This window comes from Planococcus sp. YIM B11945 (assembly GCF_050864155.1).
GTDB lineage: Bacteria > Bacillota > Bacilli > Bacillales_A > Planococcaceae > Planococcus.
Map to the genome: position 1 here is coordinate 377,528 of NZ_JBOZWR010000004.1, position 21,079 is coordinate 398,606.

Below are 21,079 nucleotides of genomic sequence, written 5' to 3' on the forward strand. Positions count from 1 at the left end.
GGAAGGAATGGTGATGTTTAGTGGCAACGCCGATTACACACATCCACCGAAAGCAGCTGTCGCCGGAAGAAGTGAAGCAGCAAAAGCTCAGCGAACTGGAAACCCTGCTTGTCCAACAGGACCAGGCGCTCAATAAAATCTTGGAAATCACCGGAGAATTGAACGATTCGGGCATTCTTGACGCGGTGCGCGCAATGGTCAAAGCACGGGAAAACTTGACCGAAATCGCCGTTACACAAGCGGGGCGCGAGCCGGTCGTCAATCTCATCAACAACGCCATGAAAGCGGCGGCCGTTTTGACGGCCATCGACCCGAACACCACGGCTCGCCTGATGAACAGCGTGAAAAGCGGGCTGGACGAAGCGGAGGCGCAGCGAAACAATCCGAAAAAAGTTGGCGTCGTCAAACTGGCGCGCGCGCTGTTTGATCCGGACATCAACCGCACGATTAAATTTGGCCTCAATTTCCTGAAAGGCATGGGAAAAGAACTCGGCCGGAAATAAAGTTGTTTCTACTTAAAAACAGCACCGATTCTGTTCCAACAGAATCGGTGCTGTTTTTTGCTTGTCCGGTTTCATTGTCCCAGTGCTTCCTAAAAAAATTTTTATTCCAGTGAATCCAAAAGGTCCCTATGCCCGTATACTAGTTATAACTAAAGGGGGAACTACACATGTATTCACACTATGAATTAGAAAAAGAGATGCCAAACAATGAAATGCTGAAAAGCGTTTTGAGTTTCTTCTCGGTGCTATGGGTTGCATCCGGAATCGGCGTCATTGCGGGACAATTCGTGCCGCCTGCTCTCATGCTTCCATTGATGGTCGTTGAGATCGTTCTTCTCATTTCCATGATTTTCATCCGCAAAGCAAGAAAAGCGGGCCGCACCTTTGCGATGGTATTCGCTTTAATCAGCGGCGTTACCCTCTATCCCGCGCTGACGTACTATGTAGGCAGCCTGGGCGGAGAAGTCGTCCTTGCCGTATTCGTGTCAACCGCCGTTGTTTTTGCGGCATACGGATTGGTCGGCTACCGGATGAACAAAAACCTGGTCGGCTGGTCGAGCTATTTGTTTGTCGCCTTGATCGCGTTCTTTGTGATTTCGCTCTTCGGGTTTTTCGTGCCGTTCTCAAGCGGCTTTGCGATGATCCTGTCGATGGCAGGCGTTTTGCTGTTCTCGCTCTACACGATTTATGACTTTAACCGCATCCGCCACCAGCCGATGTCGGAACAGGACGTACCGTTCGTGGCCATCGGCTTGTACTTGGATTTCTTGAACTTGTTCTTGAACATCCTGCGGCTTACGTCGTTTTTATCAAGAGACTGATCAAGTGCTTTATTTTAAACAGCCCCTTTTTAGGGGCTGTTTTTGTTATTCTGTATGCAAAGTCCAACTTCTGCACAGGCAACCCGGGCTTGTTGCTTTTTCCCTTCCGCTTGGACTAGTTTAAATTAGTTCGTTAAATAAGTATTTTGCGAATATATAGATGATGAAGTAAGAAAGATACCTTTTACTAACTAGATACTTCCCTTCCTCTTTCTTTATATTTTTTGCTTCTGATAATCCCTCATATGTCACCTAATAGCGTGTTGATTTTAACCGAAGTTCGACAATGGAGAATACATTTATAAACTTGTTTATTAGAATAACATGTGCAGTATATCATTGAGTTCCGGGATAGTAAGGTCAAAGTCTTTGTCTAAAAGGTTAACGTGAAGTTAGCCATCAACGGATTCGAGAAATGATTTGCTTTTTACAAGTCAATTTCTTTTAAAGGAAAGCAGTTTATAAAGTTCAAAAACTTCATATAAATTCGTTCGACTGCCCTTGCAGAGCATCCAGTTCATATTTAAATCAATGATACCCCACCTCTGCCCTCTTCTGCTTACCTTCACCTCTTCTGTAAATCAGCAGAATTAGTTTGCCCTGCTGTTCTTTCTCTATGTATAAAGCCTTCCTTTTGCTTATGTGCCATTCATTCAGCTTTTTTAGTATACCCATTTACCCGTTTTTATTATATCCTCTTTCATCTATCTGGAAATTGCAGTAGGATTAATGAGGAAAAAACACTTTTTCTTCTAAGGAGGAGATGAAGGACTGTGAAATATTTGATTGATCACCTGACAAAAACCATCCACCACAGGGGGTATGCAGGAGACCGCTGCGATTTTTTGGATACACCGATAGATAAACGAGAATTTAGTGGAGATGAAGCCTATATTGAACGGCTTAAAACAGATAGAGGGTATATAAACTGCCTCTTTTGTAAGACTTTTCAAAGCTTGTCCTCTAAACATGAATTCACATAACCCTAAAAGGTGCTTTAGAATATACTTATCTTTTGATCCAAAACCCTTTTTAAAATTGTTGATGCTTCTGCATGCTACAAGCAAAAAATCGTTATCCTGTTTTATTTGTATAATTGCTCCCTCTCACTGTTAGAGGGGAAAGACGGAGAAGCAAGGAATGTGGAAGTCCCGTCTTTTTGACCTGTTTATATAAGCAGCTAACAGATGATCACGGATTATTCCATGCAGTTAAAATTTGGGGTACGGGCGCGTTCATTCGGTTTCTGCCTAAATTTCTTTTTATTATAGTTAAGGGAAGGGTGCAACCTATCAATTAAGGCGTTTACGTGGTAAGCTGTACCTGTTACATCACATGGATTTTTCCAGACTTTTCTTAGTCGCTTTCCATAGTCGGAAAGGAAGCCCATCATTTGAAAATTGAAAGTGTCCGAATCTTTTTGGAAACAATCGCTCAATTTAATCATACCAAAATCACTCAGACGTTCACTTCTGAAGAAGGCCTTAATCTGTCTGTCCGCTGCTTGCTAGGCACCAGAAGTTTTGAAATTTCAAACCTTGCTACTCAAAAAGTTTGGCATAATGATTCGATCGAGAATACGGCTGCGTTTATCGTCAGCTTTTTGGAATCCAAAGATTTAACAACCCACTCCTGATGCTTCAGGAGTTTTTTTATGCCTTCTAAGTCCGGAGTTGCTTGGATTTTTACAGCTCAACCAATACATGTAATGGATTCTACTAGACTTTTCTTAGTCCTCTTCCACCTATAAAGAAGGAGAGGTTCAAATGAACCCAAAAGAAATAAGGGAGTTACTGTTTCCCTTGCGTAAATTTTTACCGACTGAAACTTCACAGTACTACACGGGTAAGGATGAAATTAAATGCTTAAAAGTCCATTTTCTAAAGACTACGGATACGTTTAATATTTCAGACGTTGCGACTGATTTTCTTTGGCAGTTTACATCTATTGATTGTGCTGCGTTTTTTATCAAGAATTACCTGGAATCAGACACCTCTCGTTACATTAGTTTTACCATTAAACCAAGAAGCTAGTGGTTTCTCTCTTAATTCAGGGAAGTAAGGTTATTCCCATTCCCTATATGGCTCATCTTACTAGGTGAAAAGAATGAAGTGAATGGCAACGATTGCCGATATCATCGTTTCTTTACTGGTCATCTGGCTACCAGGCGATGTCTTGGTTAATGACGGCGACTGGATCTTCCACAAGTACTTGGATTAAAACGTCTTTCCTGAAAAAGATGAACGCGCTGCAACTGGAAGTACCCTCTTAAATGTGCCGGAGTTCGAAGAGTGAACTGCCCTCCCTGCTATAAGGGGGGCAGTTTTTTTATTCTTAACGAGTGAAAATGCAGGATTGGAACAGCTTTCTGCAACACACACGGAACGCTTCTTTGCTTGCCATTTTGGTAGTTAACGTAAAAAAGCCTTCCGCCAGCTCTGGCGAAAGGCACTGTTATCGATTCAACATCCATAGCAGATTAACCGCTCCCTGGCACGTTATTTTACAAGGGCAACAGCAGGCTACAGACATTGATTTCTATGCTCTATGGACGAAGAGCGTAAGCAATGGAAATTAGCGCAAGTGTCTAACTTCCGTCATTCTATTCTATCACGTTTTTCCAAAAATCAGTAAACATACACTTGTAACAGTAACGTAGGGCTATTTGAGAAGGCCACCCGCTACAAAAAACGGTGGATGCAGCGATGATTTGACCAGCGTGATGAATACCTACTATATAATTATACGATTCCACCTTCTTATAAATTTGTAAAAGTACACTTTAATAAATCTGAAGGAAAGAAAGTGCTTTATTTTAAGCATTGGCTCTTCCTACTTATTTTCTTTTCAAAAAAATTTTAAATACATGCCCATATTTACTTGTTATAAAGTCGCAAAAATGATATTTTTTTGCCACCCTCCTTTTTTCAGCTAAAATAAAGAGACAATAAAGGGGCATACGATTATTTTATTCCGGTAGTTCAAAGGATAGAATTTCCTGAATAAGAATATCAAATTGGAATATTTTACTTTTATATTTTTAACTTTGATCATTCATTTGCTAATACTTTCCACAACTTTGGCCTAGACATTTCGAAGAAACGTATAAATAACGTCAAATTCATGGTTATACGATTACAGGGAGGCAATATTTATGGAAATTGAAAACAATAAAAGCAATGCATTTACTTCTGATTTTAAAAAGGGCGAAATTCAAAAGAAGGATCTATTTTATCGAGAAATGTTTGAAGTCATGATTCAAAATGCGCCTGTCAGTATGTACATCCTAGAAAACTGGAACTATTCGTATGTCAACGACCATTTTTGCAGCCTGGTCGGCTATTCAAAAGAGGAACTATTCATTAAAGGGATCACAACGGACAAATTAATCCATCCGGATGATGTGCCAATTGTACGGGAAAGTGTACGCAGAAGAAGCGAGAATCGGGAAACGGATGCACGCTATCGGGTAAGAGTCCTTAAAAAAGATGGCAGTCTAATATACGTTGAAATTCATTCAAAAAAAACCGTTATGGATGGACAACCGGTCACGTTTGGAACCGTGTTTGATGTAACAGAAGAAGTTAGGGCTAACTTGCTGCTTCAGGAAAATCAGGAGCGATTCAAATCCCTTTTTGATAACAATCCGGATGCTGTCTTCACCTTTGACATGGAAGGAGTATTTACAAATGCAAATCCAGGCTGCGGCGACTTAGCGGGCTACACGACGGATGAATTGCTTGAGATGTCTTTCTTGCCGCTGATTGTACCGGAAGATTTAGCGCTTACCCTTCATTGCTTTGGGGAGGCCATAAAGGGGAATGCCAAGCGATACGAGATTTCCATTACTCGGAAAGACGGCAAGCGAAGAGATTTGGAAGTTACTAATTTCCCCATGAACCTCGAAGGAGAAATAGTCGGTGCCTACGGCATCGCAAAAGATATCACCGATCGCAATGCGCACCGAAAGCTGATGGAAGACCTCGTATTCTATGATTCCTTGACGAAGCTGCCAAACCGAAAATTGTTCGAAGACCGGTTAAGTCAAGTTTTAAATATTTCTGATGCCGCTAAAAACCCAAGTGCTGTCCTGTTTCTGGATTTGGATCGCTTTAAGTTCATCAATGATTCCTTGGGCCATCACATCGGAGATGAATTTTTAAAACTTGTTTCCTCCAGGCTGCTGAAGCATACACGCACCACGGATACCGTGGGACGGTTTGCGGGAGACGAGTTTGCCGTTTTGCTGCCTCATTCGGCTAAGGAAGAAGCGATTACCCTGGCCAAACGGCTGAACCAGGCATTGGCAGAACCGTTTGAAGTACTGGGCCATTCCTTGTCAGTTTCGGCAAGCATCGGGATTGCTTTTAGTAGCGGTACTGATGAAAGTGTAGATGGATTAATCAGAAAGGCCGACACCGCCATGTATTACACGAAGAAGTACGGGAAAAACAACTATACGGTTTATACGGAAGCGCTGGACCAAAAAACAGTCTACAAATTGAAGTTGGAACAGGATTTGAAGTCTTCCATTAAAAATCAGGAACTTGTCCTGCATTACCAGCCGATTACCACTTTGAAAACAGGAAAACTCAACGCTATGGAAGCCTTGATCCGCTGGAATCACCCGGAACTGGGACTGGTACCGCCCGATACGTTCATCCCGATTTCGGAAGAAAGCGGACAGATTGTTTCAATCGGGAAGTGGGTGCTACAAACGGCGTGTGCCCAAAATAAAGCATGGCAGGACTCGGGCCACCTTCCGTTTAAAATATGTGTCAACATTTCCACTATCCAATTGCAGGACCCTAATTTTGTCCAGACGATAAAAACGGTCCTGAAAGAAACAGAGCTCGATGCAAAATGGCTGGAACTGGAAGTGACAGAAAGCATTTTAATGGAAGATACAGAGATGCTGAAAGAAAATTTAGTAAACCTGAAGGCATTAGGCCTCTCAGTGTCTATTGACGATTTCGGCACCGGGTATACCTCGCTCAGTTATTTACGCCAATTTTCGTTTGACCGGGTGAAAATTGACCGTAGCTTTGTTCAGGACATCAACAATGATTTGAGCGGAAAGGCGATTACCTCTACCATTATAGCTTTAGCCCATAAGTTGAATATGAATGTAGTTGCCGAAGGAATTGAAGATGACCTTCAGTTGACGTTTCTGATGGAGGAAAATTGCGATGAAGGGCAAGGGTATTATTTTAGCCGCCCTTTGCCTGCCGAACTGCATACCTTAGCTTTCTCGATTAAAGACCCCTTATAAAGACTGATAGTAGTCGTCATTTCGATTTCTAAACAAACATAAGCTTTTTCAATTTCAGCTTGCAACTTATCCGCAGGCTTTAGTCTTATTTAGCTGACCCCCTAAATGCCTAGGGAATAAGAATATTTTCTTTTTTTATCTAGTTTCTTCAAAATAGACAATCTCTACTCTTTTCTTAAAACCTAAAATTTATTATAATAAATGTACTTGGAAAACAATAGCGTTTCCAACTTGGAAGTAGACCGTTCGAAAAAGAATCACTTCAACTTAGAAACTTATATTGCCTAAACTATAATCTAATGTATGGTAATCTGTTGCAGACAGTAGCGCTGCCAACAAAGCCGAAAAGCATCCTTAAGGGTGTTTTTTCGGCTTTTTTTCGTTTTTATCTTAGTTGAAGAGAAGGATGCTTGTAGTGAATGCTCCACTGCCACTCCTTCCAGATTTTCCATAGTCACTTTCCAAAGTTAGAAAGGAGATTCCAATATGAAAGTTAATGACGTCAAGGTTTTTCTTAAAACGATGGGTGAATACAATACGTCGAAGATCAGTCAGGTCTTCACGACAGAAGACGGCCACAGCTTATCCATTCGCTGCCTGCCCGGCACGAGGACGTTTGAACTGACCAATTCACAGACGCAAGAAGTTGTTGAAAATGATTCGATTGATGAAACAGCCCAATACATTGTGGCGTTTGTAGGTTCCCACGATTTTTCAATTAACTCCTGATTGCTCAGGAGTTTTTTTGCGATTAAATCCCTGAGAAGTGGGTAAAAACCCTGTAAATCGACTTTGAATCACTTGGAGCTGAAAATACTACGTCACAGAAGGAAAGAGCGCGATCGCATATGAAATTGGAACACATCAAAAGTCTATTGCAGCTTTCGTGCACCTTTAATTTTTCTTCCATCAGTCATTCCTTTACAATTGGCGAAGAGGATACGCTAACTGTGAAGTGCCTAAAGGATACGTACATATTACAAGTGACCTCCAATGAAAAGCAGCAGGTCGAATATTATATATCGATTGATCAAGCGGCCGAAGCCCTTTATGAAAAAATTCACACCAATAAAACGAACTGACTTCTTTGGAATAGGAGGCAGTTCGTTTTTTACTATATTCGATCACTTCTTTCAGTAAGTGTAATTAATTTCAAACGTTCGTAAAAGTACACTTTTACGAACAAAAGGAAGGAAAGAAGCTCTTTCTATCACTTCTTTTCTTCCGATAAGCCGTCATAAGTAAACTAGAATTTGATTTATTCTCATAAGTATTCCAGTCTCTTCATCTAATTATGTCCTATTCATATTCTAAAGTTTTTTAATGGATAGAATTAGTTGTTTTTTCTAGGTCTTCCACATATTCTAAAAAGGAGTCTTGGAGTTCTCCTTCTGTATCTTTCGAATTAAGGTATAATTTTGGTTCAATCGTATCATCAGCTTGAGTAACATGTCCATCAATGATTCCCAATACATTAGATATGGTATCAACCATGGTTTGTTCTATTATTTTCATCAAAATGTCTTTGTGATTGTCTGTTAAACTGTTGTAAAAATCGAGAGCTTTTATCCAATATTCTTCAGTATAAGAATCTATTTCTGTGTCTTCAAAATCCTCTTTGTATAACTCTACATTTTCTTTAACAATTGACTAATAAAGCGATTTAGCAAACTTCTCGTTCATTTTAGGTCCTCATTTCTTTTTCTTCTTTTTCCTTACTTCTTTGTACATTATGTTATTTCTTTCTATGAGTTTTTTAATTGAGAATTAGGGATGTCTAGATAGACTCTTCTAAGTTCTCCGGCAATTACGTCTCATATGCTTTTAATTCCTTTAGTATTTCTTGAAACTATTCCTCTAGAACCCTTTCGTGTATGTCCCCTCTTAGGGACATTGATAGCAGGAGCCGTCCTAGAATGATAATTTCTAATGATACTGTCATATTCCACTGAAATCATGTTTTAGAATTCTTTCTTAAAATGTATCGAATTAAACTAATGTTAGCTAGATAATTTCGGAAACCCAGCAATTCGTAAAAGGGGGCTTTTATATTCTAAAAGGCAAGAAAGCTCTAGTAGAGCTCCTTCTCTTCCGATAAGTTGTGATATGTTAACCTGGTGTATAAACCTGATACAGACTATTTGAGTAATTAAATCGATATTCTTTGCTTTCCATTTTATCAACTATCTGTTATTCTAAAAAAGAATTATTTTTGTTCGTTTTCAGATTGAGAATAAAGTTTGTTTTTCGTCTAAGGTATTTGAGCAAGGGTAGTAACACATTGTGTGGATAGCCGCACTAGGAGGCAACAATTATGGAACAAGGTACAGTTAAATGGTTTAATGCAGAAAAAGGTTTTGGATTTATCGAGCGTGAAGCAGGAGATGACGTATTCGTACATTTCTCAGCAATCCAAAGCGAAGGTTTCAAATCTTTAGACGAAGGTCAAAATGTAACGTTTGAAATTGAACAAGGACAACGTGGCCTACAAGCTACTAACGTTCAAAAAGCTTAATAATAGCTAAAAAAAGACCCTACATGTGTAGGGTCTTTTTTTATGTGCTTAAATTTGGGGTTAACGACTTCCGTGAACTCACTTTATCATATGGAATGAAAGATACTTTATAACTAATACTTAATTAACCGTTCGTAAAAGTACAGTTAAACGAACAAAAGAAGAAAAGAAGCTGAGTCCATCACTTCTTTCCTTCCGATAAGCCCTCATATGTTAACTAAAATATAACAATAATAGCCGAGCAAAAGGTATACTGCCCTCTGCTCGGCTATTATTATAGATAAAGGAAAAAGACTACAAACGCCAGAATAGCCGAGCTCCCTGGGAAGCGAAATTTTAAAGTTTTGCAACACGTTTCCCGAAGAATAAAGTCAATCACCTATCAAATTATTGGCAAATGTTGTTACGAACGTGAAATCCATCCGCCGTCTACGACCATTTCCAGTCCTGTTACATATTTAGATTCGTCAGAGGCTAAATATAGATATGCGTTCGCAATGTCCATCGCTTCTCCGGCATAAGGCGGTAAAGCTGATCGTCCTTCGTAATGTGTGCCCATTTCTTCTTGGGATTTAATACCGGTACTTGCAACCATACCCGTATAGATCGCACCCGGATGCACTGAGTTCACACGGATATTATCTTTTCCAAACCACTGGGCTGCATGTTTAGTCAACGCGCGAACTGCTCCTTTAGAGGCGCTGTATGCTGCACCGTGCCCATCGCCCATACCGCCAAGGATTGCCGCAATAGAAGATGTATTGACAATCGAGCCCCCGCCATTTTTTTGCATATGAGGAATAACTGACTGCATCCCTAACCATACGCCAGTAGAGTTAATAGCCATTACTTTATTCCAATCATCCATTTCGGCTTCTAAAATACCCTTGGCAATATGAATTCCTGCATTGTTCACAAGGATATCGATTTTGCCATAAGTCTCAATGGTTTTTTCAATAACTTCTTTCCATGAATCAGGTTGTGACACGTCTAAACGAATGGCAATTGCTTCTCCGCCAGTAGAGTTGATTTCATTCACTTTCTCTTCTAAAGTATCAGTTACAACATCCGTAGCAACAACTTTTGCTCCTTCTTTCGCAAATAATTGAGCACCAGCTAATCCCATCCCGCTTGCAGCCCCTGTAATAATTGCTACTTTTCCTTCTAATCTTGGCATATTATTTCCTCCTCATTTATTGATTCGTCAGAATTATGAAAGCGCTTTGAATTCGCTCTTATACCTCAGTCTAATATAATGAAAGAAAGGCTCAACCAACAAATGAGTATGAATTTGTTGGACAGCGTCAAAATCTAAGAAAGTGCAGGTGGATGGATGAATGCAAAGACAACATAGCAGTGCAAAGTCGAAAATCCAAAAAGCGTTAGTTACTTTAATGCTTAAAAAGTCATTTGAAACAATCACCATTTCGGATATCACGCTTCAGGCGCGCATTAACCGCAGTACTTACTATTATCATTATTACAAAAAAGAAGAAATTCTTGAAGAAGTGGTTAAAAGGTCAATCCATGATTTGGCTGCCGCGATGAAAGCACCTTACCAGAGGGGCTCTGAATTTCTGATAAACGATTCAGTTTTACCGTCCACATTGACACTTTTCGAACATATCCATCACCACCGTTACTACTATCAAGCATTATTGACCAATGAAAAAAGTTTGTATTTCCAAAACGAATTTATTGAAGTTCTAAAAGGGTTTTTGGAAAATGGAACTACAAATACTTATAAAGAGACTGGTGATTCTTTAATCGATCAAGGCATTTTTACCAGCTATCAAGCCTATGCGGTGCTCGGGATGCTCAAGCAATGGAATGAAGATGAGTTCCAACAATCCCCACAATATATGGCGGAGCAACTGACAAATATTCTTTACTTGAAAGTTGATAAAGTTTGCTTTAATTTCACTTGAAAATCGCGCCCCTGTGTCAGACCCAATTCAGTATATTAGCTACAATTGCATTGAGAAAAAGCCGTATTCAGTAACCTCAGAGGTTAACGGAAGCGGCTTTGGTATTTTTATCAGGGGGAGTTAAATATTCATAATTGCTTGCGACACAGTGGTTAACCCCCGTAAAAGAAAGATATTGTGTAGACGGTGGTTGGATAACAAGATCCTATCAACTCAGCCTATTTTTCAATATAAAACAGCCTGAATTTTGCAAGTGAAGGGGTTAGGCTGTTTTATATTGATTACTCTGTAAATTAAATTCTCAACATCTCCTGAAAGGAATTATGCTTTTTTAGAAGAAAACGAGAAAAGTAGTTAGTTTTCATCTCTACAATCTTCGCAATTAAAAAATCATTAGGTAAAAAAGCGTTCGTAAAAGTACACTTTTTCGAACAGCAATGAAAACAACGCTCTAAATTTTAGAGATTTCATTAGTTAGAGAGACCAGATAGCCGGATTTTTAATAAATTACTAACGGCAGTTGGCTGAAAATGTCTCTACCTTCTCAGATGTGGAAGTTCGCGGAGCAATCGTAGCTGAACAACCTGTCATTGATGATGCAGACGGGTGGGAATAATCGTTGTACCAGCTGGTATGGAAGCCGGACAATCCCTTCATGGCAATGGTGAAATGCAACAAGTTTTAAAAAACGGACCTGCGGATCATTCTCAGAGAAGCCGAGGGAACCATCCAAGTCATTCAGATTGTGGGCATTGGGAAGCGAGATAAAGAAAAGATTTACAAGCTGGCTGAAGAGCGACTAAGCTAAATTTAATAAGGAAAAGTTTTCTTCCTGTTTTTAAAGAGCCCGGCATACCGGCACTTCTAAAGTGCTCGTTATGCTGGACTCTTTTTTATTAGACTATTTTATTCTATTGTTTATTGGCCATAGCTTCCGATAACCCCTTATATGTTAACTATTTCTTTCTCTTTTCTGATTGGAATTCCCTTTCAAAACCATACAGGTACTCGTTGAATGGGCGACCAAGCTCTCTTTTTCATCGTAGATGTGGCATTCCAGCAATCCGATCGTGCCGCCCTTTTTGATTATTTTCCCTTCAGCCCGCAGTTTCGATTTGAAAACCGGTTTAAGGAAATTCACTTTAAGTTCCACCGTCGTAAACAGTTCGTCATCAGCCAGCGTACTGACGAAGGTTAATCCCATCGCAACATCCGCTATATCACCCAAGATCCCGCCATGCAGCGTGCCCATCGGATTATGTAACCTTTCAGTAGCTTCTAGTTCGATGACCACCCTGCCTTCTTCTGCCTCCACGACTTCAAAGCCAAGCACTTGCGCAACCGGGGCACCGGGTAGTTCACCCGTCATCATTTTCTGTAATCTTTCTAAGTGACTCATGCTCCACAACTCCTAAATAACAAATTTTACTTTTAAGGTACGGCCAACCTGTCAGAAATCTAGTATGATAAGCGAGTTTCTATCTGAAAAGTCGAATTCCGCTACACGAATGAATCGACTTCTTGTGTTTGCCTGTTAAACTCTAGCCCTCGATTGTTGAATAAACTTTTAACCCTTTTCAAAAAAGGATCTTCATCAGTCCCTATTGGTTATTTAACGGTTTCTTGCGGGATAAGCCCCTTTACCTTTTCGATTTCCTCCTGCACTTCTCCAAGCCTGTCGAACTCCACTTCTTCATCCCCTGATTCGAAAGCGTCCTCAAACAAAGCCCCTGTTTCCGTCAGCCACTCTTCCAGTGGTTCGAATTCATTCACTTCTTTTACTTCTTCTAGATCTACGATGGCTGCTTTGGCAATACTGGCGCCCGTGCAGCCTTTCACATGATCCATCAATGGGAATTCCGGAATTTCCTCGATTCTTTTCATCACTTTTGGATTCGCATCTTCGCTTTCGAAATACGCTTTTATCTCTTTATAAGGGTATTTCAGGTCTTTTGCTTCGGCCTCCACTTTCTCCTTATTCACTCGGACTTGCTCGAGTTCCGTCATTTCTTGGCTGCATCCTGCCAATAACATAGCGGTTGCGAGGTCCGAGCTAGCCATATGGATTTTCATTGCGCCATTCCTTTTTATTCCATTATATTCCTTTTATAGTAATGAAGTATATACACTCGGCATGAATATAAAGTTATGATCGATTATTTTCTTTTTGTTGTAATCCCTATCTTCTTGTCTTTCCAACTTCCTTATTTTCATTGTCTCCTATTTTAAAAGAGCTAAATTAAAAGCGGAAATGTACATATTAGTACGAACAAAAAGGAAAGAAACTTCATTTGTGTTCGTCCCCTTCCAATAATTTGCTGATATGTAAACTTTTTTATTTAGTTATCACTTCGTACTGTTGATTTGTTATTGGGTGTTAGGCACTCTCCCATCATGGTATAATTAACCAAATCGATAGAAGGTATATAAATGACAAGCGATGATGATTTTTATGAATAACCTTGTTTCTGCTCTATCCGTTTTGCGAAAAGGAGGTCTCTTTATGAAATTAACGATTCTACTTCTGCGCTTTGTCTATCTTCCCTTAGCCGGTCTCTTCATTGTCCCGACGTCTCTCTGGTTTGCAGCTGGCTTTATAGCTGAATATGGACCTGAAGCGCCTACTTTTCCTACGCCGCTCTGGCTTATCCCTGGTGTCGTGTTCCTTCTGGGGGCAGTCATCCAATGTTGGAGGAAATATTTTTGGGTAGGAATAGGCATTACTATGCTTTCGTTTATCCTTTTGTTTGCTGATATCATTCCTTATGGAGCGATCGAACTTCATTGACACATTTCCAGGCGTTTTTTGGTATCGCTAAGAAGTTGCTCGTCAACAGTAAGCCATATCAACATTTACTCACTGCTTGGGTTGTCCTTTTTGAATTAACTGCCGCGTTGTCTGGATTCCCATGGAGCAAGCTCTAACAAACGTTTCCTGATCATTTGTTTTGCCGGGTTGCCTTTTTACAAGGCCCATTCGGCATTTTATTTTAGAGCTTACATTATTAGCAAAGGTTTTAACCGCTGTTTTAGCCACCTAACAATTTTTGTTGTTGGGCAGCTGATTTGCCTGTTAATTCTTGTGTTAAACGGGTGCGGTTAGCATAAAAACGTTGAAACCCGCTAATTCAGTTGCGAATTAGCGGGCTAATTGTATTGTTATTTCCTGTTTTGTATCAGACATCTGAACGGGTTAATCTTAATATGGTCTTGCCTTCTTCAATTGATTGCTTCTTTCCTTTTGGCCAATTGAAGAGTTCTCCATACTTTCCTGATGCTCTTATAAACGAAATAGCCAAGAAGAGCGCCAATCGTATTCAGGAATATGTCATCGATGTCAAATTGGCCCAGTTGCAGGAAGAACTGCAAAAGCTCAATGGAGACGGTAACCATAAAGCCGATCATCATTACTTTCGAAAAGGTTTTGAAACGGCTGAATAGGAACGAAAGAAAAATGCCTAAGGGAACGAAAATCAAAATATTTCCGAGCGTATTAAAAAGAATGATGTCTAGATTATAATGCTGGCTGCCCAGTAGATAGTTGTATGTTTTTTAAAAAGGAATGATGTTCGTATTTAATTTCCAGACTTCTGCACTGAAGAAAGTGGAAGTTCCTTCGGGATACCAAAAGTACCAATTGGACGAACCCCAATTTACCAGCCGGTAGAGCATTCTTTCAAACAACAAGAACCAAAGTCCGATTGCCGAATAGACACCAAATACAATCCAGCTGATGCTTTTAAGGGTTTTATTTGTTGGGTTGCATAACAGGACGTGCCGTTCGTGGCCATCGGCTTGTACTTGGATTTCTTGAACTTGTTCTTGAACATCCTGCGGCTTACGTCGTTTTTATCAAGAGATTGATCAAGTGCTTTATCTTAAACAGCCCCTTTTTAGGGGCTTTTTTTTGTTGCTATAACCCTTGTATCTATAACCTGAGAACGCTTCGACTCTCTTATTTTCTTAATAAACGATTCGGATACTGCCGTCCTCCATAATTCGAATCGGCTGGTAGCTATTCTTGAATTCTATTCCCACATATCCCGTAGAATTCAAATCCACTGTCCCTTTTATATAAGCCTCTTCGTCTGTAATTAATCGATAGAAGAAACAAATTCCATCACCGCTATTTAAAGACTCTTCGAATACGAATTTTTCTCCATACCTTTCTTCAAAATACTTGCTCGCTTCTTCATGATTATTAAATGTAGGCAATTCGGATTCTTCCTGCCTGCTAATCCCTTGAATTTTCATCATTTTTCACCTCTAAAATTTGAATTGATTTTATGTATTTATTCGGCAACATGGGGCATTAGCCCAACTTTCCATACGATGTGTTGGAAAGTTGGCCTTGTTCCCATCCTTTTTAATACAATTTTTCCCGGTAGCTCTTCTCCAGAAGTTCTCCCACTGCTTCTTCATCCACATTCGGCAATTTTGCATGAGCCGCTAAGATTTTTGCACCTTTTGGCAGTTCCTCTTTGCTTCCCCATGTCTCCGGATTCCACAGTCCCGAGCGCAGGAACGCCTTGGCGCAATGAATAAAGCATTCCTCGACGTCCACACCGATGCCAAGAAGCGGCCTTTTTCCGTTAACCGCCATTTTCTCTAATAGTTCTTCATCGCGCACTATGCTGGCTTTTCCGTTAATGCGCAAGGTTTCTCCGAGTCCCGGAATTAGAAACAGCAAACCGATATTGGGATTTGCTAAGATATTCCGCATGGAATCCATCCGTCTATTGCCGGGTCTTTCAGGAATGACCAACTGCTTATCATTTATCACGTACACAAAACCGGCATTGTCTCCCCGTGGAGATAGATTCATCCGCTGTGGATAGCATTAGGAATGGGGATTTTGCGATAAACTCCCTGCAATGGCCGTCCAAATATAAAATGACTTTATTTCTCACAAGTTCACTTGGCTTTCCGGTAATTCCCCAAAGTTCTTCAACTGTCTTTACTGTGTTTGGAAATGCCAGTTCGGTTTTCAACATCTTCAATCCCTCTCATTTTCCTCATGTACAATCATTTTGCAGTTAATGGAAAGCTCCAGTCAAATAAAATCATATTTTCATCAACAGAAGCTTGTTTTCGTTTTTTATCTGTTTAACAATACAGTGCGATCAGGGCGAAAACAGTTTCCAATGTCCTTCGGAGATCACTTCGACCGCTCCATCGACCACTTTGATGGCGGTTTGGTCGTCAATCGCATACGATGGCCCCTGCATTCCGGCAGCCCAGCGCTCTGCGTCGGCCATCGTGTTTTCCGGCAGCATCTCGTGATCCAAGTGAGGAAATATGGAAAAATCGACCAGGTTTAGCGTTTCATCACTGCCGTTGGGTGGAGTCCAGCCAACAAAATCTTCCCCAATGCGAGGCGCCATCACCATGCTCCCGGCACTCATTCCTACATAAACGGCATCCAGCGATGGCAAGAGGTTGGCCAGCCCGGATTGCTGCATCCAATGGTTCAAGTAAAGGGCATCGCCGCCAGACACCAGCAGAACATCCGCCTCCCGGATCAGCGGCAGCCAGCGGTCTTCGGCGATGCTTGGCAGCGCTGTAAGCTCCAGCACGCCGACGGACTTCCAACCCAGGCCAACCATGGGATGCTCGGAATTCCCACTGATGAACTTCCAGACATTATCGCCGGGGCCACCCCAAGGGCTTCCGTACATCGCGGTGGGAATGCATAGGGCGGTAGATTCAGCGATCGGCTTGCCCAGCATGTCAATCAGCGTTTCATGTATGCTTTTGTTGTTTACGCCTGCAGAAGTGAGCAGCAATTTCATAACTTCATCTCCTTGTCGTTGTTGGATCTCGTCATAATTTCTCCTATTCCTAAGACAGCACCCTTAACTTTATGCTTGAGTAGCACCATTTTAATTGAATCATCGTTGGATTTACACAATTCGGTTGCCCAACTGTCTAATAATCCAGTATCCATCTTTTTCACCTTCAAACTCTCTCTCTGTTCAACAAATTCAAATCTAATCATTCGACTAAATAGAGAGTCCAATTAAAGGGTAGATCCGGAAATCATTCGCATGATTTTCAGATTTGCCCTTCATTCATCAATCGCTTTCACTGATATCTTTCAGGTTCTGCAATGTCTGTTCCACTGAATTGTTCATCAGCTTTTCAATATAAAGCAAATTGGCCATTTTTCCGAGGATGCTGCCGGGCAGACTGTAGTTCATTTCCAAATGGATTTCGGTTCCTCCTTCTTTCGATATATATCTCCATGTTTGGGTCGCATTAAAAGCGCCAGTCATTAATCCTCGCCAAACATAACCTTCCTTCACCCGCGTATTTTCCTCTACAAGCACGTGCAATGATAAATACATTCCAAAAAAGGCATACTTTAAATCCAGTCTCGTGCCTTTGCCGCCTTTACCAATCAGGTTTTCAGCTTCGGATAAACCTGCGTACCATTGATACCAGTGCATCGGATTCGTTGCGAAACCATGCACTTCCCCTATTCTACGATCGATGAAAACAGTCTTTTTCACATTCCACATTATGGCATCCTCCCTTGCCTTAAAGTTTCTTTATCATTTCAAACGGTTCTTTAAAAAGGACAAAGACAATTTAGACGATGATTATAATTACCGTTCCTAAGATACCAGATGAAAGCACGGGAGCCCCTTCCAAGAAATCACTTCCTTTTCAATAATATACCATGCCAACTAAAAGAAAACTGACTATTCAGATATATTTCATTAATTTTGTAATTGGAATTGCTAGTATAAAAAAGTCAGCTCCATACTGTTTTATTGAAGAAAGGCGATCACGAATAGTGGATGCATCGATCTGTTTGTCAAATTCGCTCCTAATGACCCAATTCGCTTTCCCCACCTTAGAAAACACTAAGGGAATACCATTTGAATTTGCAGCTTCCATATTTAGAGCGAACCTAATTTCCGCTATTCCACTAGAAGGATCTGTTTTTGAATAAAAAGATCCAGTTGGTATTTGGTCACACGATTATATTCGTAATTACACCGATTCCTTTACTTCCTTTGTACCGTTAAGTTCTAAGTAGTTGGTTTTTCATATCAGCATACTGCAGCCTTCTTTGAAGAAGGTTGATTTTATGCATGAGGATAAATCCAACAATATTTAAATAAAATAGAGGTATAGCTCCGGATAAAGTGAATTTATATACTATCAGTTGGTGGTTGAAAGAACCTTCCCGCTTGCCGCTTTGGGCAAAATGCAGAATAAGCCGTACCTTGCCATTAATACCACCTATTTAAAAGGAGTGAAGAACATGGATGAAAAAGATTTCACACCATTCAAATCGTCTCCAGTACTTCCGATTTTTGAAAAATTTTCAACAGCACGCGATGTTTCGCTCGTTTATGGCGATCCGGTAGAGATGCAAGGCAGGACCATTATTCCAGTAGCCAAAGTCAAATACCGTGTCGGTGCAGGTGCCGGCGCGGGATTTGAACATGAGGACAAAGATCCAGCATCATCTAGCTTCAAGGAGGTTGAGGGCGGCCACGGTGAAGGGGCTGGGGGGACTTTCCAAGTGAAGCCAGTGGGCATTTACGATGTTACAGCTGAGAAAATCTTTTACCGGCCGATTGTTCCGATAGAACTCATCGTCCTTCTTCCGCTCATGGTGACCGGACTTGCATTTTTGATGGCCAGAAGCCAGGACAAGTCCAATGGCATGGATTACAAAAAAAGAGGCCGCATGCGCACTGGCTCCCGCTGCAAAAACAAAGAGCAAGGCACGAAAATGAAAGTCATGGAGCATAGCGATTAAGGTCAGTTTACCGTTTTTGAAAATGCAAACAGCCCTCTGGAAATCAATTGATTTCCAGAGGGCTGTTTGTCGGTCGAAAAGCTGCTCAGCGGCCATTCCGCTTGGATTTGAGTGACTTGTTTGTTCTGTTTCTGATTATGGTAATGGCCATTAAAAAGGGTAATCTTGGCCGTAATTAAGGAACACTTCGGACATGAAATAGAGCCCCCTTTGCTCTACTTAGTTGCTCAGCATCACGCCTATCTGAGGTTGTTCAAGAAATCCCCATCTATTAAAATTCAGCTTCAAAATTTCTGACGGATTCACATACATAGTAAAAGGCTTCTGTATTTTTAGCTGAAAAATGTTTAAGCTGCTTTTTATCAAAATATAGAAGGGCATCGTCTTTTTTATAGTAATACCTTCTTTCGGTAAAAATAGGTTCTTCAGTAAATATAATTTTCCCACTAAGCAGGACTCTTAGAGCAGATTTATGATAAATAGAGCTGTCGATGTATTCTTCTTCTCTATAAGAAATCAAAATTAAATCGTGGCGTTCGATGACACAGATTGTTTCATCTCCAGACTGTAAGGCTGCCAGAAAGGTTTTTCTCACCAAATTCTTCAACTGATTCTTTTCGTTGTCGGTTACAAGTGGTTTTCTTTTCAATAGAATCATAAGGTTCTCCTCTTTCCTGAACGAATATTTTCTATAATCTACACCTTGTTATTACACAACCTTTACAAGTTCTTCTGAAATTTTGCAGTGATGACTGGTTGATGCCGTTTCGAAAACATATAAAGCAACTTCTCCATTTTTTTTAGGCGAAACTTTTATGCTGAGCATTTTAAAGAGTGCCGGATGAAAACAAGTGAAATTCTGTTCATCCAAGTCAACGGATCCGCTATAAAAACGTTTATAAAGATCCTCTACTTTCTCCACATTCGGAATAAATTCATAGAGTGATTTGCCAATTATATTCTTTCTTTTCTGGCCAAAAATTGATTCCGTCACGCTATTCACATAAGTAATTTTAAAATGTACATTTACTAAAAAGAATCCTTGCGAAATGTCTTCTAATACGCTCTCCAAAGTTAAATTTTGGAGAGAGGGATTATAGGGCATCACTTTAAAAGTAAGTGTTGCCCCTTTAAACGAATTCAGCATTCCATTTAACGGGAGTAACGTGACAGAAAAGTGTTGGGTGGATCCAGTTCTTGTGAAAAATTGAGTTGGGCAGTCATTAATTACATGCCCTTTTTGTATGACAGAATGCAATAGAGCTAATTCTTCAAATTTTTTAGCGTTCCTTAAAAAAGAAAAGTAATCTTCTCCTAAGATCCATAATGTTTCCGGCAGTTGAAATTCGATACATAGGTCAATCCAGGATTGATTCACTCGTGCAACCAACCCATTTTCGTCCACAACCAGAGTAGGTGCTTCTGTAATCAAAATGTTTTTTTGAAGAGTCGGATTGATTGGTTTCACGTTCTTTCCTCCCTTTAAGATAATATTATAATTTGACGAAAAGGTCATATATACCCATTCGATTTATTTGAATATAAATAAATTATAGGTAAATTTACTGATGGATGTAATAGGTATTTTTAACTATTTAATTGAGATGACAGTATTTTTTAATCACTTTTAGCTTGATTTTAACTTTTTAAATTAAAGTAATATTAATAGAGGTAAAAGATTATATATTTGCTCCTTAGAATTGAAGCTATATAAACAAAACTTTTTATTTTATTACGGCAGAAAAAAAGAAGAACAGAAGGCTCTATAGCAACCACCCGTTCTTCTTTTTTACATAACTTTCCTAAAATACAAAAGGAGCAGCATCTTTAATGAACATGGAATAAAATCATTCTTGAAATCTGCAATTTTGCTCTTATATTTTCTATTAGCTTTTGGATCAGTGATGCTGTATACGCCCTCTGCACTTTTATTCAACGTCCTATACCATTGTTTAGCAAGTTCTTTATTTTTGTCACATAAATAATCGATTAACTCTTTATTATTTAATGATAGTTCTTCTTGATTGTTCAACAACTGTTATACTTTTCAGTTCTAAGAATCCCAAAAGTTAAATCCTCACCGCAGAAAAGCATGGAAGATTCCTTTTCTTTTATAAATTTCAACGATATTTTTCTTATATACAAGAAAACTGAACGGGTTACATGTCATTGTTGAGAGAATCTTTGCATATTATTTTAGCAACAAGTACTCTGTTTCGGAAAATAAACAGCGCATTTTTACTGATTTTGTAAAATAAACTAT

Annotated in this window: 23 protein-coding genes and 1 pseudogene; 12 read left to right on the forward strand and 12 right to left on the reverse strand. The window is 40.0% G+C overall.

What is annotated here, in order from left to right; genetic code table 11:
* The first annotated feature begins 20 nt into the window (after window positions 1-20).
* The 8 genes from ACRRQV_RS09765 to ACRRQV_RS09800 all read left to right on the forward strand — a co-directional run bounded on the left by ACRRQV_RS09765 (window position 21) and on the right by ACRRQV_RS09800 (window position 7,678).
* Complete coding sequence (locus ACRRQV_RS09765; RefSeq protein ID WP_432530208.1) at window positions 21-503, forward strand: DUF1641 domain-containing protein; 483 nt, start codon at window positions 21-23, stop codon at window positions 501-503.
* Window positions 504-670: 167 nt separating this feature from the next.
* Window positions 671-1,324, forward strand: coding sequence for a Bax inhibitor-1/YccA family protein (locus ACRRQV_RS09770; RefSeq protein ID WP_432530210.1), 654 nt, complete (start codon window positions 671-673; stop codon window positions 1,322-1,324).
* 773 nt (window positions 1,325-2,097) lie between these two features.
* The gene (locus tag ACRRQV_RS09775; RefSeq protein WP_432530212.1) at window positions 2,098-2,307 is read left to right on the forward strand and encodes a hypothetical protein; all 210 of its coding nucleotides are present in this window, start codon (window positions 2,098-2,100) and stop codon (window positions 2,305-2,307) included.
* Between the two features lie 410 nt (window positions 2,308-2,717).
* Window positions 2,718-2,960: a hypothetical protein gene (locus ACRRQV_RS09780; RefSeq protein WP_432530214.1), complete on the forward strand. Its 243-nt coding sequence runs from the start codon at window positions 2,718-2,720 to the stop codon at window positions 2,958-2,960.
* 130 nt (window positions 2,961-3,090) lie between these two features.
* Complete coding sequence (locus ACRRQV_RS09785; protein WP_432530216.1) at window positions 3,091-3,357, forward strand: hypothetical protein; 267 nt, start codon at window positions 3,091-3,093, stop codon at window positions 3,355-3,357.
* Window positions 3,358-4,478: 1,121 nt separating this feature from the next.
* A complete protein-coding gene (locus ACRRQV_RS09790) occupies window positions 4,479-6,596 on the forward strand; it encodes a sensor domain-containing protein (protein ID WP_432530218.1) in 2,118 nt (705 codons plus the stop codon).
* 486 nt (window positions 6,597-7,082) lie between these two features.
* Window positions 7,083-7,325 (forward strand): hypothetical protein, encoded by a 243-nt coding sequence (locus ACRRQV_RS09795; protein ID WP_432530220.1) that lies wholly within the window; start codon window positions 7,083-7,085, stop codon window positions 7,323-7,325.
* 119 nt (window positions 7,326-7,444) lie between these two features.
* Complete coding sequence (locus ACRRQV_RS09800) at window positions 7,445-7,678, forward strand: hypothetical protein (RefSeq protein ID WP_432530222.1); 234 nt, start codon at window positions 7,445-7,447, stop codon at window positions 7,676-7,678.
* 238 nt (window positions 7,679-7,916) lie between these two features.
* Here the strand turns inward: ACRRQV_RS09800 and ACRRQV_RS09805 are convergent, their stop codons facing one another.
* Window positions 7,917-8,111, reverse strand: coding sequence for a hypothetical protein (locus tag ACRRQV_RS09805; RefSeq protein ID WP_432530224.1), 195 nt, complete (start codon window positions 8,109-8,111; stop codon window positions 7,917-7,919).
* Between the two features lie 799 nt (window positions 8,112-8,910).
* On the opposite strand from ACRRQV_RS09805, the gene ACRRQV_RS09810 reads away from it, so the two are divergent.
* Window positions 8,911-9,111, forward strand: a complete 201-nt coding sequence (locus tag ACRRQV_RS09810; protein ID WP_036810671.1) for a cold-shock protein — start codon at window positions 8,911-8,913, stop codon at window positions 9,109-9,111.
* A 403-nt stretch (window positions 9,112-9,514) separates the two neighbouring features.
* Here ACRRQV_RS09810 and ACRRQV_RS09815 read toward each other — a convergent pair whose 3' ends face one another.
* Window positions 9,515-10,288, reverse strand: coding sequence for an SDR family NAD(P)-dependent oxidoreductase (locus ACRRQV_RS09815; protein WP_432530226.1), 774 nt, complete (start codon window positions 10,286-10,288; stop codon window positions 9,515-9,517).
* 160 nt (window positions 10,289-10,448) lie between these two features.
* Between ACRRQV_RS09815 and ACRRQV_RS09820 the strand changes: the two genes are divergently transcribed.
* Window positions 10,449-11,039 carry a TetR/AcrR family transcriptional regulator gene (locus tag ACRRQV_RS09820; protein WP_432530228.1) on the forward strand — a complete coding sequence of 197 codons (591 nt, stop codon included), beginning with the start codon at window positions 10,449-10,451 and terminating at the stop codon, window positions 11,037-11,039.
* 952 nt (window positions 11,040-11,991) lie between these two features.
* Here the strand turns inward: ACRRQV_RS09820 and ACRRQV_RS09825 are convergent.
* Together ACRRQV_RS09825 and ACRRQV_RS09830 are read right to left on the reverse strand one after the other, a co-directional pair.
* Complete coding sequence (locus ACRRQV_RS09825) at window positions 11,992-12,438, reverse strand: PaaI family thioesterase (protein WP_432530230.1); 447 nt, start codon at window positions 12,436-12,438, stop codon at window positions 11,992-11,994.
* A gap of 209 nt (window positions 12,439-12,647) precedes the next feature.
* Window positions 12,648-13,100 (reverse strand): hypothetical protein, encoded by a 453-nt coding sequence (locus ACRRQV_RS09830; RefSeq protein ID WP_432530232.1) that lies wholly within the window; start codon window positions 13,098-13,100, stop codon window positions 12,648-12,650.
* 442 nt (window positions 13,101-13,542) lie between these two features.
* Between ACRRQV_RS09830 and ACRRQV_RS09835 the strand changes: the two genes are divergently transcribed.
* Window positions 13,543-13,827 carry a hypothetical protein gene (locus ACRRQV_RS09835; protein ID WP_432530234.1) on the forward strand — a complete coding sequence of 95 codons (285 nt, stop codon included), beginning with the start codon at window positions 13,543-13,545 and terminating at the stop codon, window positions 13,825-13,827.
* Between the two features lie 69 nt (window positions 13,828-13,896).
* On the opposite strand, the gene ACRRQV_RS09840 is transcribed toward ACRRQV_RS09835, so the two are convergent.
* The 6 genes and pseudogenes from ACRRQV_RS09840 to ACRRQV_RS09865 form a co-directional block, all read right to left on the reverse strand.
* Entirely contained in the window at window positions 13,897-14,076 is a 180-nt protein-coding gene (locus ACRRQV_RS09840; RefSeq protein ID WP_432530236.1) for a hypothetical protein, read from the reverse strand.
* Between the two features lie 182 nt (window positions 14,077-14,258).
* Window positions 14,259-14,516 (reverse strand): VanZ family protein, encoded by a 258-nt coding sequence (locus ACRRQV_RS09845; RefSeq protein ID WP_432530238.1) that lies wholly within the window; start codon window positions 14,514-14,516, stop codon window positions 14,259-14,261.
* A 486-nt stretch (window positions 14,517-15,002) separates the two neighbouring features.
* On the reverse strand, window positions 15,003-15,296 hold the full coding sequence (locus ACRRQV_RS09850) for a hypothetical protein (protein ID WP_432530240.1): 294 nt from the start codon (window positions 15,294-15,296) through the stop codon (window positions 15,003-15,005).
* 109 nt (window positions 15,297-15,405) lie between these two features.
* Window positions 15,406-16,033 (reverse strand): annotated as a pseudogene (locus ACRRQV_RS09855) (pyridoxamine 5'-phosphate oxidase family protein).
* A 129-nt stretch (window positions 16,034-16,162) separates the two neighbouring features.
* Window positions 16,163-16,831, reverse strand: a complete 669-nt coding sequence (locus tag ACRRQV_RS09860; protein WP_432530242.1) for a Type 1 glutamine amidotransferase-like domain-containing protein — start codon at window positions 16,829-16,831, stop codon at window positions 16,163-16,165.
* A 282-nt stretch (window positions 16,832-17,113) separates the two neighbouring features.
* Window positions 17,114-17,560 carry an SRPBCC family protein gene (locus ACRRQV_RS09865; protein ID WP_432530245.1) on the reverse strand — a complete coding sequence of 149 codons (447 nt, stop codon included), beginning with the start codon at window positions 17,558-17,560 and terminating at the stop codon, window positions 17,114-17,116.
* Window positions 17,561-18,312: 752 nt separating this feature from the next.
* On the opposite strand from ACRRQV_RS09865, the gene ACRRQV_RS09870 reads away from it, so the two are divergent.
* On the forward strand, window positions 18,313-18,816 hold the full coding sequence (locus tag ACRRQV_RS09870) for a spore germination protein GerW family protein (protein WP_432530247.1): 504 nt from the start codon (window positions 18,313-18,315) through the stop codon (window positions 18,814-18,816).
* A 271-nt stretch (window positions 18,817-19,087) separates the two neighbouring features.
* On the opposite strand, the gene ACRRQV_RS09875 is transcribed toward ACRRQV_RS09870, so the two are convergent.
* Window positions 19,088-19,474: a hypothetical protein gene (locus ACRRQV_RS09875; RefSeq protein WP_432530249.1), complete on the reverse strand. Its 387-nt coding sequence runs from the start codon at window positions 19,472-19,474 to the stop codon at window positions 19,088-19,090.
* Window positions 19,475-19,525: 51 nt separating this feature from the next.
* Window positions 19,526-20,284 carry a PAS domain-containing protein gene (locus tag ACRRQV_RS09880; protein WP_432530251.1) on the reverse strand — a complete coding sequence of 253 codons (759 nt, stop codon included), beginning with the start codon at window positions 20,282-20,284 and terminating at the stop codon, window positions 19,526-19,528.
* Window positions 20,285-21,079 lie beyond the last annotated feature (795 nt).

Bases quoted from the DNA above. Each gene is read 5' to 3' on its own strand.
- ACRRQV_RS09770 (WP_432530210.1), top strand. From the start codon at position 671: ATGTATTCACACTATGAATTAGAAAAAGAGATGCCAAACAATGAAATG.
- ACRRQV_RS09785 (WP_432530216.1), top strand. From the start codon at position 3,091: ATGAACCCAAAAGAAATAAGGGAGTTACTGTTTCCCTTGCGTAAATTT.
- ACRRQV_RS09790 (WP_432530218.1), top strand. From the start codon at position 4,479: ATGGAAATTGAAAACAATAAAAGCAATGCATTTACTTCTGATTTTAAA.
- ACRRQV_RS09795 (WP_432530220.1), top strand. From the start codon at position 7,083: ATGAAAGTTAATGACGTCAAGGTTTTTCTTAAAACGATGGGTGAATAC.
- ACRRQV_RS09800 (WP_432530222.1), top strand. From the start codon at position 7,445: ATGAAATTGGAACACATCAAAAGTCTATTGCAGCTTTCGTGCACCTTT.
- ACRRQV_RS09805 (WP_432530224.1), bottom strand. From the start codon at position 8,111: ATGAAAATAATAGAACAAACCATGGTTGATACCATATCTAATGTATTG.
- ACRRQV_RS09810 (WP_036810671.1), top strand. From the start codon at position 8,911: ATGGAACAAGGTACAGTTAAATGGTTTAATGCAGAAAAAGGTTTTGGA.
- ACRRQV_RS09815 (WP_432530226.1), bottom strand. From the start codon at position 10,288: ATGCCAAGATTAGAAGGAAAAGTAGCAATTATTACAGGGGCTGCAAGC.
- ACRRQV_RS09820 (WP_432530228.1), top strand. From the start codon at position 10,449: ATGCAAAGACAACATAGCAGTGCAAAGTCGAAAATCCAAAAAGCGTTA.
- ACRRQV_RS09825 (WP_432530230.1), bottom strand. From the start codon at position 12,438: ATGAGTCACTTAGAAAGATTACAGAAAATGATGACGGGTGAACTACCC.
- ACRRQV_RS09830 (WP_432530232.1), bottom strand. From the start codon at position 13,100: ATGGCTAGCTCGGACCTCGCAACCGCTATGTTATTGGCAGGATGCAGC.
- ACRRQV_RS09835 (WP_432530234.1), top strand. From the start codon at position 13,543: ATGAAATTAACGATTCTACTTCTGCGCTTTGTCTATCTTCCCTTAGCC.
- ACRRQV_RS09850 (WP_432530240.1), bottom strand. From the start codon at position 15,296: ATGATGAAAATTCAAGGGATTAGCAGGCAGGAAGAATCCGAATTGCCT.
- ACRRQV_RS09860 (WP_432530242.1), bottom strand. From the start codon at position 16,831: ATGAAATTGCTGCTCACTTCTGCAGGCGTAAACAACAAAAGCATACAT.
- ACRRQV_RS09865 (WP_432530245.1), bottom strand. From the start codon at position 17,560: ATGTGGAATGTGAAAAAGACTGTTTTCATCGATCGTAGAATAGGGGAA.
- ACRRQV_RS09870 (WP_432530247.1), top strand. From the start codon at position 18,313: ATGGATGAAAAAGATTTCACACCATTCAAATCGTCTCCAGTACTTCCG.
- ACRRQV_RS09875 (WP_432530249.1), bottom strand. From the start codon at position 19,474: ATGATTCTATTGAAAAGAAAACCACTTGTAACCGACAACGAAAAGAAT.